This window comes from Rubripirellula amarantea (assembly GCF_007859865.1).
Taxonomy (GTDB): domain Bacteria; phylum Planctomycetota; class Planctomycetia; order Pirellulales; family Pirellulaceae; genus Rubripirellula; species Rubripirellula amarantea.
The window spans coordinates 1954273-1969290 of the sequence record NZ_SJPI01000001.1 but is presented as its reverse complement, the minus strand read 5'-3'; the positions used below and the strand labels follow the sequence as shown (position 1 = coordinate 1969290).

13 protein-coding genes are annotated in these 15018 nt (G+C 53.8%); 3 read left to right on the top strand and 10 right to left on the bottom strand.

The features are described 5' to 3' along the window. Nucleotides 1-6: 6 nt before the first annotated feature. The 5 genes from Pla22_RS07200 to Pla22_RS07180 form a co-directional block, all read right to left on the bottom strand. The gene (locus Pla22_RS07200) at nt 7-1134 is read right to left on the bottom strand and encodes a hypothetical protein (protein WP_146514008.1); all 1128 of its coding nucleotides are present in this window, start codon (nt 1132-1134) and stop codon (nt 7-9) included. Between the two features lie 265 nt (nt 1135-1399). Beyond that, nucleotides 1400-2155 carry a hypothetical protein gene (locus Pla22_RS07195; protein WP_146514007.1) on the bottom strand — a complete coding sequence of 252 codons (756 nt, stop codon included), beginning with the start codon at nt 2153-2155 and terminating at the stop codon, nt 1400-1402. Further along, nucleotides 2152-4401, bottom strand: coding sequence for a serine/threonine-protein kinase (locus tag Pla22_RS07190; RefSeq protein WP_242631854.1), 2250 nt, complete (start codon nt 4399-4401; stop codon nt 2152-2154). The genes Pla22_RS07195 and Pla22_RS07190 overlap by 4 nt, the downstream gene beginning before the upstream one ends. Before the next feature lie 104 nt (nt 4402-4505). Then, nucleotides 4506-5099, bottom strand: coding sequence for a hypothetical protein (locus Pla22_RS07185; protein WP_146514006.1), 594 nt, complete (start codon nt 5097-5099; stop codon nt 4506-4508). Between the two features lie 119 nt (nt 5100-5218). Further along, nucleotides 5219-6028 (bottom strand): hypothetical protein, encoded by an 810-nt coding sequence (locus Pla22_RS07180; protein ID WP_146514005.1) that lies wholly within the window; start codon nt 6026-6028, stop codon nt 5219-5221. A gap of 649 nt (nt 6029-6677) precedes the next feature. On the opposite strand from Pla22_RS07180, the gene Pla22_RS07175 reads away from it, so the two are divergent. Further along, nucleotides 6678-6896, top strand: coding sequence for a hypothetical protein (locus tag Pla22_RS07175; RefSeq protein WP_146514004.1), 219 nt, complete (start codon nt 6678-6680; stop codon nt 6894-6896). 294 nt (nt 6897-7190) lie between these two features. Here the strand turns inward: Pla22_RS07175 and Pla22_RS07170 are convergent, their stop codons facing one another. Beyond that, nucleotides 7191-8411 (bottom strand): cell surface protein, encoded by a 1221-nt coding sequence (locus tag Pla22_RS07170; RefSeq protein ID WP_146514003.1) that lies wholly within the window; start codon nt 8409-8411, stop codon nt 7191-7193. 208 nt (nt 8412-8619) lie between these two features. On the opposite strand from Pla22_RS07170, the gene Pla22_RS07165 reads away from it, so the two are divergent. Together Pla22_RS07165 and Pla22_RS07160 are read left to right on the top strand one after the other, a co-directional pair. Continuing rightward, nucleotides 8620-9051, top strand: coding sequence for a DUF6384 family protein (locus tag Pla22_RS07165; protein WP_146514002.1), 432 nt, complete (start codon nt 8620-8622; stop codon nt 9049-9051). Between the two features lie 28 nt (nt 9052-9079). Further along, nucleotides 9080-10573: a hypothetical protein gene (locus Pla22_RS07160; protein WP_207310310.1), complete on the top strand. Its 1494-nt coding sequence runs from the start codon at nt 9080-9082 to the stop codon at nt 10571-10573. 67 nt (nt 10574-10640) lie between these two features. On the opposite strand, the gene Pla22_RS07155 is transcribed toward Pla22_RS07160, so the two are convergent. The 4 genes from Pla22_RS07155 to Pla22_RS07140 all read right to left on the bottom strand — a co-directional run bounded on the left by Pla22_RS07155 (nt 10641) and on the right by Pla22_RS07140 (nt 15018). Then, the gene (locus Pla22_RS07155; protein WP_146514001.1) at nt 10641-12491 is read right to left on the bottom strand and encodes a hypothetical protein; all 1851 of its coding nucleotides are present in this window, start codon (nt 12489-12491) and stop codon (nt 10641-10643) included. Continuing rightward, a complete protein-coding gene (locus Pla22_RS07150) occupies nt 12488-13135 on the bottom strand; it encodes a hypothetical protein (RefSeq protein ID WP_146514000.1) in 648 nt (215 codons plus the stop codon). The genes Pla22_RS07155 and Pla22_RS07150 overlap by 4 nt, the downstream gene beginning before the upstream one ends. 147 nt (nt 13136-13282) lie before the next feature. Then, nucleotides 13283-14698: a methyltransferase RsmF C-terminal domain-like protein gene (locus Pla22_RS07145; protein WP_242631853.1), complete on the bottom strand. Its 1416-nt coding sequence runs from the start codon at nt 14696-14698 to the stop codon at nt 13283-13285. After that, complete coding sequence (locus tag Pla22_RS07140) at nt 14695-15018, bottom strand: hypothetical protein (RefSeq protein WP_146513999.1); 324 nt, start codon at nt 15016-15018, stop codon at nt 14695-14697. Before Pla22_RS07140 ends, Pla22_RS07145 begins: the two co-directional genes overlap by 4 nt.

Here is a 15018-nt window from a genome sequence, read left to right as displayed (position 1 = left end):
CTGAAACTAGTCGGATCGTTGTGCATCGCGAAGGACGCGTTCCAATGGCGATGATTGGTCACGATAGTCCTCCTCTGCCAAAATCGGCGACACGGTATTGGCGTTGCCTTGCGACTTAGCAGCCGAGTAGACCTGGATCGTTCCTGATTGCAACTCATCGCCCGGCGGCAATAGAAATCGACCTAGACCCTTCCCCGAGAAGTTGATGTCTTCAATCGCATTGTTGCCACCCGGTGTGCGATCGATGGCAATCGACTGAATTTGCTGTTCGCGGACGACCACCTCGTACCGGTCCGATGGCGACAACTCGCTGGTTATTTCTTTGGTAATCGCATCACCATCTAGGGTGACCACACGAACGTTTTGTATGCGAGTCTGTGTGGGATCGCGTTCCAATGTCACTTGTTGCGATTGCCTTGGAGCCAAAAGAAACGCCCGTTGTTTGCTGGGCTCTTTCCGATCTACGATCGCAACTTCGACCGGTCGAGGCCCGTCATTGACGAACGACACACGAGCAGGTGACAACGGAGGCCCGGAAACAATCTTCGAATCCAGCACTACCGACTGAGGTGGTCGGGCGATAGGACCATAGCCCAAACCATTAGATGGTGGGAACGCAGCACCGTAGGGATCCAAGCCTGGGTAAACGCCAAAGGTGGGTGGATAAAACGGACCACCCCATCCTGGCGCGCTTGCGCCCAAGGACGGCGCCGGCACAAAACCGGGGCGCGGGATGGCAATCCCACCTTTCCCCGGTCTGGCTCGACGCAATGATCGAATCGTGGTTGTGTACCGAGGAAACGGATCGTCAAAATCAGCGACCTGCAGCGGACCTACACCTGAACGAGGAAACCGCATCACGCGATTGAGATCTGGGTTGTAGTAACCCAAGTACCCGCCGCCAACAGAGTCGTATCGAGAGTCACGACTGAAATAAATTCGTTCTCCCGTGTGCTCGTAGACGATCAAACGACCTCGCCCCAATTCGATCTTCGCCGTCGGCACACCCGAGGCGTCAACGAAGTCGAAGGTTTGAGCGTGAACGCGACTTGGCATTTCGGTCATCGAAGTAGCGGCCAACACCAGCAACGTACAAGCGAACGTCTTACCCGGCATCAATTTGGTCAGTCGCATCGCACCTATCCTCTTGGGAATCGCTAGGAATCACCGCAAAATCACTCAATCACGAGTGTTCATTGTAGCGGTCATCCAGCCACACCGGCTTAAACTTCTTCTGCGTTGAAGTTTGAGGGCGCAATGATACCGATCGAATTCGCGTGGGAACGCCAAATAAAAATAGCCTCCGGGAACCGGACACTAACCACGGCAGCCTGAGTAAAATCGGCCGCGTAGACGTCTCTTTTTCCTCGACAACTCAGCAAGCAAACCGCTGCCCGAGTTAGCTTGCGGCATTCTCTCGCTTAGACACTCGGCGACTGGCGATGCCGATCAATCCACCCGAACACAGCAGCAAAACGGCCCCGAGCGATGTCACCGCGCCAAGTGCGCTTAAACGGTCGCCCACTTCCTGATTCTTCCAAGCATCGATAATGTCGCGTTTAACCTTCGGATCAAACCGCAATTCCACCGCGTGTTCGTACTTGGGTGAGCCACCCGCGGTCACCTGACCAACGTACTGGCGAGCCACCAAATTACCGGCGACCTCTTCATCCGAGAACGTGTAGAAGTCTGCTCCGCCAGCTTGTTCAACCAGGCGAGCGATATACGTAGTGATGGCTGCTCGCTGCATCCAACGCAGTTCTTCTAAACATTCTTCCTTCGTTTCACACGGCCCGGCCACAACGACGATGGTGTCACTGCTGCTTGAAAAATCAGGCTTGTTACTCACCCAATCCGGACGCGATGAAGGATATTCAACGTGATCAAGAGGTGGCACTGAGAGCTCGCCAGATTTTGACACCGATTCCGCCAAGTCAGAATCAACTTGGTTAGAATCGCTCTGCTCGGAATCGACCAGTGTGGAACCGCTTGATTCCGAAATGGAACCATCCGAAACCGTGTCGGACTGTTGCACCACTTCATCACGAGCTTCATCGGCCCGAGCTGGTGCTGTTATCGCTGGTGCTGCTATCGCGAGCATCACCCAAGCGCCGCTTGTTCCCAACCACCAAGTCATATTACTTAAAGCACTCATACGGCACCTCCCGATCCCACGTAGTCTCGTTGCTGGTTCGTTTCATTGACCGCGGCCCAATCGCCCGCCGGTGCCACTCGCGGGCCAAGCTTCTGGTCCGTCGCTTTAGGGTTAATCCAAGGTGCTGACATTTGGACTGCGATCGCGATCCCACCTGCGATCAACATGCCGGTAGGTTGCGGAATGGGTAACATCTGGTGCACGGCCCATTCGCCCACGACGGCGACTGCAACAGCCCACAAGCTTAGTCTCGTGCGACGAATCGGATCGATAGGCTTCCACCAACGCAAAGCAGCAAACAGCAATGCAAAGTGAGCCATCATCGCGGCAACCGTGGGAACGCCATCCGGCGAGTAAAGTGCTTGTGGGAGTGCTGAAGCATCCACGTCGCGGATCAAACCCTGATCAACGGGCAACATCAAGAATTGATTAAGCGAATACGCGGCAAAACCGATCGCGGCTCCTACACCGGATAGCACCAAGCGACGAGTCAACCCTTCGCCGTCCTCTCGTTCCCACAATTTGCCTAGACCCAACAGACTAACCGAAGCAAGTAACACCACTGCGGCAACGAAACCGTAAGGGGCGATCGTCATGGGTGTTATTGGCCCCGTGCGAAGCCCAACAATACCAGCAATCAAACCTAGCATCGAAACGGTAAAGATGGTCGCGATCCAAGATGTGTTGAGCTCGGCGATTCGGTGAACGGAATGCTTAGCCCGAAGCTGCGAACGAACATGATGACGCCACTGACTCTTGCTTAGCGCACGTACGGGAACGCCATTGGCGGTAGCAATACGCTGCGCTTGTGCGTAAGAGGGCTGTTGGCGCACGTGAAGAACCATTTGTCTCACGACGTAGTACGGCACGTAAACCACCGCCACCACTGATAGAAACGGCAGCAACCAATGGGTATTGATCAGCACCACAATGATGCCTGCCGCAACGGTAAACGCTTTGGCACCGGGCGAACGATCAAGCGTACGCCACCATTGCCCTAGATCGCTAAAGCTCGTTCGCAAAGCGCGGGCAAGCGGTTCGTCGACCGTAGGGATCGGCTTACTTTGGACGGGCGTAACAGATTGGATTGAGTCGGTTGTTCCAGATGAAAAGGGCGTCGCCGGCGACATTTGCGGAAGCGGTCGATCCTTTTGTCCGACAAGGCTCGCCATGATCGGCATCGCGACCGCGCTGGTACCAGCAAAGGACGGTTGAGTCAGTCCAATGGAAGAGAGCATCGCATCAACATTTGAAAACCGGCGGCTCGGATCTTTTTCAAGACACTTCGCGATCGTCGAGCGGTAAGGTTCGGCCACATCGCTTAGATCAGGCGTCGCAGTTAGATGCTTCACAATGATCTCATGACAACTCTCGCCGTCAAAGGGAACGGTGCCTGTCAGCAACTCGTATAGCAATATGCCGAGTGCATAGATATCAATTTCGCGGCCGTATTGCCCCCGGCCAATCTCAGGCGCCATGTAGTGGAACGTGCCCACGCTTTCGGTGTGACCACCGCGATGGGTAGCCGAGATGAACTTGCTTAGTCCGTAGTCACCCACTTTGACAATGCCGAGGTCGTCAAAGACGTTACCCGGTTTGATATCGCGGTGGACAAGTCCCGACGTATGCAGATGCCCTACGCCAGCAGCAATTGCGGAAAACCAGCGATTGACTTCGTCGAGTGGCAAACCATTGGGATGATCGTCGAGTACTTGCCGCAGGTTCAAGCCAGCAACGTATTCCATCACGACCCACCATTGCTCGTCATCGTCCTGACACACGTCGAACAAAGACACCAAGTTGGGATGCTTTAAGTTCAAGCAATGCGAGACACCCCGAAGTTCCACTTCAAGATTTCGCTGGATACGTTTCAGAGCGACCTCTTTGCCGGAATCCGAAACCGCAAAATACACCTCGCCAAAACCACCCACACCGATGCCTCGCCGCACGGTATACCGCGGCAGAGGTTTCGATCCGGCTGAATAAGTGAATTGCATAGCAGGAGGGTACTGGGTTCCTAGAACTTGCGTCGACGACAAACTCCGCTCGCCGGGAATGACGTCCAGGTCACCGTCGAGCGAAAATTCAAGCGAACCATTTTGCATAACTTGATCGGGCTGCTTTCGTCTTAGTTTATCGAGAACTCCGTCCAGAAAAGGCCTTTTTCCTTCGGCTTTGGTTTCGCCTAAAGAATTGACACCACCTAAAGGGCCCAAACCGTCCCGATCTCGGGGCGCGACGTTCAAGGAAGGTTCGTTTTTTAATGCGAAAAACATTCTGCCCACCGGTGGGAATCGTCGTTTGGATGACATTTCATTTGCGTCCGTAATGGCACTGGTGGCTAACGAAGTTAAGCGGATTCCAACAACAGGGATAGCGAGCCGACCACGACCGACTCATTCGCCTGCACTTTCTCCCACGCTCCGTCAATTCCCGATCGGATTGCCCAAGTATCGTCGCGGCGAACCAGCGTCGCGGCGGAATCTTCGTGACGGACTCGTACATGGCAATCGGACGTGGGACCGATCAACACGGCTCCTTCAACCAATAGAACCGCATCGACGTGTTCGCCAAAGCGATGCGGCGGCTTTAGGTTTAGCACCGCCGTCCGACTCAATGGTGACGGCAGCGACATGATTAAGCTGGCCGATCCCAGCCCCGTGGCATCGCGACCTCCCATCACCGTTCCTGACTTGATCCAAATTCGGGTGCTCGACGGTTGCCCAGCACCCTGCCAAAAATAGTCTTCCCCCTCGCGATGAATGACGCCGGCGGTCCTTGGTAGGTCAGCTCGTATGCAAACATCACAGTGTTCTGGGGACGCACCGCCGCCGACACGTACCTTCGAACCCTCGATCACCAAGAAGCCACCGCAACCATCCACCCACATCTTCCATCGCTTAGGGCGATCTGTTTCGTTTGTGGAATCTGATGGCTGGGACACAACGACAATTTTTGTTGGAGGTTTCGACAGCGGAAAATCAGGCGATACCACCGTGTGATATCGCCTGACTAATTAGGAAGAGCAATACGCATCGCTTGAACAATCGCGACTTCATTTGCTCAGTCGAGTTGAATCGAAACCAAAGCTTCCGAGTGTTCGCCGACTGGACGGTTGAAATACGTCGTGATTTCGTCAAGCAAGTCTTCTTCGCTCGGTTCATTCAAGTCGATCTCACCAAAGTACTCAACGTCAACACTCATGGTTTCTTCTTCGACGTCAATCCGAGTGGCAATTTCGTCGAGCAAGTCACGAGTGCGTGCGAGTTGGCTATCGTCAAGATTCAGTTCGCTGGTCGTTTGTGCGACGCGAAGAGCCCCAAGACGAGCCTGTAGGTTTTCCACCTCTACCTCGAGTTGACGCTTAGCGCCCAACATCGCGTCCATGCGTGCATGGGCGGCGTTGAGCGATTGCTCACGTGCGGTCAACATCTGCTCAAGTTTCTCAGCAGTTGCTTGGCGAGTCTTGAATCGCTTGAAACGATTACCCAAATCACTCTTCACCTGGGTCGACGTGTAAGTTCGACCGGCATAGGTGTAGTAGTCCTTCTCGCCGCGAAGGTCACTGCTAAGACGCTCGATGTCGTCTTGCGTTTTTGCCAATCGTTCCCTTGTTTCACTAAGCTGATCTTTTAGGTGCACCAGGTCGACCTTTTCACGAGCAATACGCTTCGCGTTGGTTTCGATCTCTGGCTTGAGGTCAGCAATCATTTGACGAGCCCGCTTGAGCTCCCACTCGAGCGGCATCGAATCACTCGCCGAGTTCTTCAGCCAACTCGCACCACAACGGGCATAGCTAAACAAAGGTGTTCCGAGCGTCATGCTCGACAGTAATGCCACGGCTCCACCGGCAAGGATCATTTTCTTAAGCATTTTCAGGTTCCCACTTCAAATTTGGGCCAAAGTACCCCGGTAACGCATGAAGCCTGCTGATTTGAATTTCAACATGGGCTAGGCGGCGGCCCGGGTGATCGACCGCTCGCTGAACAACTAACCATTCGCAGCCCAAACGCAAATCTTGGATGTCGCAGGAAAAATTCTGGTAAAGGCTAAATCAGTGTCCGTTCCCCATCGCCACAGAATGCAGCACGGGCCAAGTGTCCAACCCCCCGCCCCCAAACGCCACAACGGGACACAACGCCTAGCTAAAACCCTCTAACGCGTAAATTTCAGTCTTTAATTGCAAGATCTTGAGATATGCTTGATTTACAGCAGCGCACTTGGACGATATTGCACCATAGGTGCCTGTCGCGTTGGCAATGGACGACGTTAACGTGTCATTTGTGCAGCACACTCGATTTCTCTAGCAAAACCTCACTTTCCCTAAATCGTTTCGAATCAAGGACTTGCGACATCTCGACCTTGGAATCACTGGCAATTGGCATATCGGTTGCTATGAACCTAGGAGCCGGCATAAGGGTCTTACGAGAAAACCTTCTGTCACCAAACTGAATCCCACCCGCACGGGGTTTCGTTTGTTTAACCACCGCAATGGACTGCCCAGCCAACGGAGCGCACTCCGATGATCACTTCTAACGAAACCCGCACCCCATCTGAACCTAACCCATTCGGCAAAGGCCTAAAGCCTAATGCCGACCAATGGCTTGAAGTGATTGGCACTCTTCGCCAGACCGATATGGAAGCGTTTGGCGCGTGGCTTAGCGAATCATTGGTCTGTCTTGAAGCGTCACTCGAACATTTCTCGTCGCCAAAATCGCGTGGCGAAGTCCGTTCACGCTAGGGAAGCTGTGTCCATTTAGCCAAATGGAGCTTTGTGGCATGCGGTGGTGGGGCTAGCCTCATGCTGCAAAGCTCCAACCGGCTGACTCTTTGTCTGCTCGCTGTGGCGATACCCCCGCAGCAAACGAATCGGATACGCCCCAGGCCTGGATTGCATGCAGGTCACAGCAGGCCTGAATCTCATTGGGCTAAATCATGCATATCCCAAACCATGCATATCCCAAACCACGCATGGATCGTTCACGATGCCCCGTCCGGGTTTGGTCGTATGACGACTAGGACGTTGCTTGAGACGTTAGCTTAGGGAATCGCCCCGAGCGTGCTTGGCCAATGTTTCTTGATACTTGCGTTTGCCGTCCTCAACCGATTTCCGGATTGCCTTGGTTGATTCTTCGGACTCCTTACGAAGCTCTGCGATCATTTCCAGAGATTCGATTTGAAAACCGCTGATCGCATCAACCAATTTCTGAACCGATTCGGGGTTAATCGTGCTTCCATAACCTGCCTTGAGAGCAGCGCGTTCAAGTTCACGACCGAGTTCGGCAACGTCCTCAAGTCCTTTATTGACGCCGTCTTTCATTGCCTCGGTCGCTTGCGTGACCTCATGCAAGCCATGCTGGCTGGTGTAGACAGTTCCCAAAATCGTAAATACGTGCTCATTGGTTGTGAAGAATGTGACAGCGCGTCGATACACTCGTTCTTTGACGTCGTGGGTTTGCTTCAGCTTGGTAATCAGCGTCTCACCGACGTCATAGCCGATCTCTAAGTTCTCGGCGATATCTTTGAGCAATTGGTAGGTCTCGTCTTCCTTCTCAAAGTTGTGACGTGCTTCGTCGCGTCGCAATTCCAATTGGCTCTTTCCGCCTTCGTCAGTCCCGGTGTACTCATCGAGTGCAGTTTGAGAACTAGCTAGCGCATTCTTAGCGGCTTCCAGAATCGGCGCGTGGGTGTCGAGCAGTTCTCGCGCCAGCACCTCGGCCTCCTTCAGGGCAAAGCGGAAGTCAATGTAGCCTTCCATGATCATTTCTTCGCTCTGCAACGCCTGCTTCGTGTCCTTAGCAACATCGCTGTAGGTTTCGACGATGCTTTCAAAACGCTCGCTGGGTGTGCCGCGTCGCATCTTCATCCACCAATTGGAAACCTTTTCCGTCCCGCTAATCTTCCCATCGTCGAGCTGAGCGATAAGGCGTTTGCTGTCTTCGCGGACCGAATCGAACATTTGTGCAATGTCCATGTACCGATCCCCAATCTTGATGCTTTCGACATTTTCGCGAACGAGAGCATTGAACGAACTCATGTGTTGAATCACATCGGCGATTGCAAGCACCTTGGCTTCGTCGAGGTGCTTGACGCTTTCCAACAATCCGATCAACTCCTGCGGAGCGGTGTTCTTGCTGTCGACACCGAACTTCTTGAGCACCACCATCGCGCGATCGAGGTACTTTTTCATGGACTTCGTGTCACGGGTTTCCGTCTGGGTGACGGCGGGAGCAGATGCCTGAGCTTGTTTGGACATGACGGTCTTTTTCGTTGATTAGTGGGCTCTTATTTACTTCTGAGCGATGCTTTAATCGTAGCGCTTCACTGGCTTCGCTGCAATCATGCCAGCTCGCGAGACCAGAATTCACCTTCACCTGTGTCCCCTGCGTGGTTGGTCAGGAGCGCAGGTTAAGATAAGAAGAAGCGTTCCGCGAACCGATTTCCCCTTCGGAAACTACCTCATCATGCCCCAGCAATCCGCTCAACAAGCCCCGGCGCCCCAGCGAGACACTTTGGCAACCCCTTCGCCAATATCGCGAGAGATCCAACATCCGCTCGAAAACTTGACGCTGCAAGAGACGTTGCGAGTGATGGATGTGGCGAGGGAAATGCGAGAGAACCGGCAGTCGGCTGAGGAGATGTTTCGGCGTGATGACTTGCGAGCCAATCTTCGTGCGAAGCTAATGCGAACTGCTCGAATGTCGGGCGACAATGTAACGGAAGCTGAAATTGATGCCGCCATTGGTCAATACATGGAACGGCTCCATACTTTTGAAGAGCCCGAAGCAGGACTCGGACGGTTCATGGCCCACGTTTGGGTCTGGCGAGCCCGCATCGCCACAGGCTTGGTTGCCGCATCAGCCGTCGCCGGTGCGTTTTGGTTCATGTTCGCATAGTTTGATTTGCACCTAGGATTGATTCCCCATGCCGATTTCAGGTCCCGTCGTTCACCAGCAATTGATGGATGCGTATGCGCAAGTCCAATCGGATTTGCAACAAGCCCACGCACGGGTCTCGCAAGCGGGGTCCAAACGCGATGAGCTACTCGATCACCGTGGTGAATCACTCGTCGAACTTGCCGAGCACTACTTGCCTGAATTAAGCGAACAAGCCATTCGAGATACTTGGGCTGAGGTTCGGCCTGCCATTTCGCAAGTCTTGCTTCGTAAAGAACATCAATGCAAAAAGATCCGCACGGAACTGGAACGGTCCATCGCCAATCGTTCCAGGTTTAACGAGGAATTGATGACACTTAACGCATCGCTTGATCAAGCGATGGAAGCTCAGGAAGAAGTCGCATCGCTCGTTGAGCAAGAACTTCGCGAAGACCCCGAGTTCGTGCGTTTATCTGACCGAGCAGCGATTGCGGAGGCCGCCATCGAACGAGGGGAAGCTAATCTGCAAGAGATTGATCAGGACTCGGCAAGGAAGCTACCTGCCTACGAACAAAGTGCCTTGTTCAACTACCTCAAGAACCGTGACTTTGGAACCGGCAACTACAAGAGCCGTGGATTCACGCGGCGCATGGACCGCTGGGTCGCCAAGATGGTGAACTACAACAAAGCGAAGCAGAGCTACGACTTTCTTCGCGACACCCCCAATCACATGCGTCAGATTATCGCTGAAGATCGCGCATCACTCGACGTTGTCATGCAGGACCTAAAACTTCGTCGTGACCGCGTCGCCGATAAGCATGGACTCCCCAAGCAAATCGAACAGATTGAAAAGCTGCACGCTCGTCGCGATGACTTGCTTGCCAACATTGACCAAACATTGATCGAATCCGACGAGCTGCAAAAAGAACTCAACGAAGTCGACGATCAACGCGGCCCGTTCTACCGTGAAGCTATCGATACATTTCGCAAAATGTTAAGCGAAGTCGACACTCGTACGCTTGAAAGAAAAGCTCGCTCAACCGTCGAAATCACGGACGATCAGATCGTTGCCCGATTGATGGGCGTGGATCAGCAAATCGACTCGTTTGATGATGCCACTCGTCGTCAACACGAAGATCTAACCAGAATGCAATCGTTCTTGGAAGGCTTTGGTCGATTGATTCAACGATTTCGCGCCGCGGGTTTCGATTCATCGAGGTCTCAGTTTGTGGGTTCGTTGGATATCCTTGAAGAACTCGGCCGAGCACGCAGCGAGGGTGACATCGAAATGCTTTGGCAACGAATTCGAAGTGATCAACGATGGGGGCCGACTGCGATCGAGAAAATCACTGCGGTGGCAACTCACCCGATGACGCAGGTGCTACTGAACGCGATGGCGCACGCCGCTGGCGGAGCCATGGAAGCTCACGCCAGAAGAGCAGGTCAACGCCGGCGAGACAGCGGTCCGTGGGACCATCGCGCCAAGGGCAGCAGCAAATGGGGTGGTGATAGCAGCAGCGGAAACTACGGCCGACGCCGATAGCCATGATCGACAGGCGTCGCTGCTGCTTTCCGAAGCCATCTAGCGAGCCGCAATTATCTCGCTGTCATTACCTTACTGATCCACCGTACGCAAAGTATTCATTCTGAACCCATACCGGCTGAACGTCGAAACGCCAACATAGCGCTCTCGACCGACTACTTTTGTCGCCAAAGTCCGGAATCTTTCCCAATGGGGTCAATAGGTGAGCCGCATTGGTGAGCGTGATGAACCGCGTCACCATCCCTTCCATGTAGATCGCTTTTACTTGGCCGCCTAGCGCTTTGTAGTCGTGCAATTGAGCTGACGACACGGCATTGCTGGCATCGTAAGAAAGCGCAGGATGAGCTTCCGAAACCAAGACGGCACCCAATAGGTCATCGACCGCTGCATCCGACGGAATAGGCAATGCAACGTTGACGTAATGGTTCGCATGACACGGAACCACCGCGACACGTACGCCGGGGGCAAGACGCAACAGCGTTTGATCATGGTACAAATTCCCCAGCATGATTCCGGTGGTCTGTGGCATGATCCAATGGCTAGGCAAACCCAGGGCACTGGGTGCCACTCCCGTTTGACCGCCAGTTCTGCATTGGTAGGGCGGACGAACAATCTTTTCCTGAGGAGCCGTTCCCTGCATTGCACCGGTGAGATCAGGTGTCACCGCCCGCAATGCCTCCCCGCGCTTTGATGCGAACATTCTGCGCCATCGCAGTGGCTCTCGAACCGCTCGTTCATACCGATCCCGCTGTTGTGAATATGTTGAATCTTTCGAAGCCAACTCCTGTAGCGGACCTTCACAAGCCGCAGCCAATTCATTCAACGGGGAATTCATCCGTCGCTGCGCCGTCGCGACACGCTGCAAAAGTTGCGGATGGACGGTCGGCACTTGATCAACGGGAGTATTCCGGGATGCCGCTTGGATGAGCCCCGAAAGGCTTTCAATGGCGTTGTCGCGAAGTTGTTGGGTGGTAGCCTTTGCTTGGTCATACCCTTCTTGATGCAGGGCAGTTCGATAAGCGTACGCGCGAGCGTTACCCGCTGATGCATTCCCCCACAAAGTCATCAGATAGTCAAACGCTTCGACTGGTCCACCAATCGGAGCACTTCCTGCTACTTCGGCTTCTGCATCAAGTCCCACCTGGCCAGATTCTGAAATCTCCGAAACCACTCGCAACGCTTCGCTTTGGAACTTAGTCACTAACGCCATCTCGGCCTGCGCTTTGTCCTCGCCAATCTTTGAATATTGCTCACGACGCTTAATCTTCAACATGTCGTCGCATTTGGACATCACGGTGTAAAACCGGGTGGTGTAAAGACGTTGAAGCTTGATACCGATAAAGGTCGCGTCAGCATGAACATCAGCTCCCCGCTTGAGCATCTCTTTCCCGACTGCCTCTACCTTCCCATCATCTAACGCCTTCAACGCCGCATCAAGAAACTTGTTCATCTTGGCTTCGCCCTTCTGAAACTTCTTAACGGCTTGCGTTTGATAACGCTGAACTTCGGGGGTACCTGACAACTTTAGCGTCAACGATGTCAAAACCGGAAAGCTCGTCTCCAATTCGGCAGCCAAATCAAACCCAATCGGTTCGCCCATCAACTGCAGATGAATCGCGTCGTACTTTCCTTGCCACAGCCTGCCTAACAATTCGGCATTTTTCTTTCCTGAAAACCGACGCAGATCGGAACCGCTTTCTTGCATTTCGATGATCAGTTTTTCCGCTTCCTCACAGGCTTCGCTCGTTCGCTTCGCGAGTGCAGTCGCTTCACTAATCGTCCCGTGAACCGCTAGGTCTGCCTGAGGGTTCTTCGACGAGGGATTTGCCAGTGACGTGGCCCCCGGCAACACGGAGAACACGACGGCAACCAAAATCCATCGCAGTTTGTTCGTTAATTTCTTACTAGCATGGTTCATTGGGTCACCTCCTTCACCACGGCAAGGATCTCACCACCGCTAATCGCGATCGTTTGATCATCACTCGTCATCAATTCCACTTGCGACATGGTGGCCGAAATAGTGCCTTCATCTCGATTGAAAACTCCGAAGGTCACCTGAGCCGATTCCCCTGGCTTGGTCATCGCGACTTGCCCACTGTTGCTTGTCAACATGTACATGTCGCAGGGAACGGTCACTCCAGTCAAGGATGCGACATCGGAAACCGTTGTGGGTCCATGCAGATGAATTGCAGGATAGGTGAATCGTTCTGAATTCGGGTTGTACGTGAACAATTGAAGCGATGACGGACGTCCATCCCCGACTGAGATAATTTCGACAGTTGCCTGGGATGCCTCTTCGATCGGGCTGGTCGAGCGCAACGACACTTTTCCGGACTCCGGCAAATGTGCTTCCACCGCGGTCACCGTCGACTCGGTTACTTCCTGAGTCTTCGCCTTGGCATCTTCGAAAGCTTGCTTGATCTCATCTTTCGAGCAGCCTGCAGTGAAACCAACCAACGACACTGCTGTCAACGCAATTGAGAATCGAAGTCGACTCCAACACCTTAGCCAACTCAAACGGTCCGACTGGATCGGACTCTTCAACACATCATCAATGGACATAAAATTGCTCCTCGTGGGGAAGACCGCGCACAGACGATCCCAACGAACACTCGAATGAGAAAACATCCAGTCTAACGGTAACCCGAGTCACGATGGAGAAACGACTTGGATTCTTAGCGCTCGCAAGACACCGCCAAAAATTAAAGTTCAGCCAATCACTTCGCCAGACATCCTCGCTGACATTGGCAGATGATTCTTGCCAATGCGTCCATCGGACTTCACCCACCCGAGTGGGCGGCCCTGATATCTCGCTACCATCCATCCTTGGGCCGCGGTCGTGGATTGCGCGATTGAATTCACCGCGTTCCCAGTTACGAATGCCTGAGCTTGATCGCAGCTTAGCGCCGCACTTTCGATGGCGAGCCGCGATGGCCCTGTTCGCAACGCGGCCTCGTGAGACGGTTTCCATGTTTTACCGGTTCGATAGGCGATCTCGGGTCCCGCCACCGCTACCCGACCCATCCAAATCGGCATGTCGCTTGGATACGCGAACATAACCGCACCGTCGATCGCCACATTCAGTCCATCGATCAGCGAGGGGTCAAACCAGCGACCAAGTTCTTCGATGGTCTTGGCATCACACTTGTTGCGTTGTGATTTCTTTCCACCTGACTTAGTTGCCTTTGCTTTGATCGGATCTAAACACGATCGAAATGCTGCCGCGAACGCACCAGCACATTGATGAACGTGAGGCCAAAGTCGATAGCAGCCATCGTCGGATTGATAGGGCGTCAGAGAGGCAACTTGATCCGGCCGAGCGTCGCCTCGCTCGATCAATCGCTGCATTTGCGATTCGTTTTCCGCGTGTGCGAAGGTGCAAGTGCTGTAGATCAATCGTCCATCATGCCGAAGCAACGCCATCGCCGCATCCAAGATCCGATTTTGTCTTGCCGCACTATGCGTGATCTGCTTCATCGACATTGCGCTTTCACTTTGCCGACCTTTCGACATTAATGCTTGCCCGCTGCACGGCGCGTCAATGATCACACAATCGAACACTCCGCCTAGTCGCTTCGCTAGAACATCTGGATCGAGGGAACTGATGGCGTAGCGATCCGAACCCGTCCTCGCCAAATTGTATTTCAGCGGCGCCAGTCGCGATCGGATCGGTTCATTGGCAAGCAAAAAACCTGTCTCACCAACGGCTTCGAGCATCGCCGATGCTTTGCCACCGGGGGCGGCGCAAAGATCACAAACGATTTTGCCTTTGAGCGAATCACCGTCACATCCCGCGGCTGCGAGTGCCAACAACGAACCGGCGTCTTGCAAGTAGTAGTCCCCGCCGGCATAGGCGAGATGACGAGAGGGACGTGCGTCTGCATCCGTGACGCGAAGCCCTAAGGAGTACCAATCGATGGGCTTCGTCGAAAAGGGGGCGCGGTTAGCCAGTGACAACGTCTCGTCGCCATGATCGCGAAACCGGTTGCGATGCATTCGCAAGACACTGAAATGGCGCTGCGACATCGCGTCCACCATCGCCTCCACCCCACCCGGAATCGAAACGCCGCCGACGCTCTGCAAAATAGTTTTACGATCGACCTTTGATGAAGTTGCGTCACTCATCGACGGCGTCGCTCAAACCACCGTAAAACGGCAAGCATCGTGGAAAGCACACCCGCCAGGATGAGCGGCGAAGTGAACGTGAACATGATGAACGTGATGTGTGCCAAGCGACCGACGTCGTTACCAGCACCAACCTTGCCTCCCGTCAGCACGCTGATTTCATCCTGCACTGCAGCAACCCGCGAGGCGTACAACAAGCCTCCCCCCATGACCGCAAAGACAATCGTCATCAACATCAGGAACCCTAAGCTGAACTGAGGCGGACGTCGACGAAGTGATTGAGTATCGGTGGCGGATGCCGGGGAACTGAGTTCGCTCAT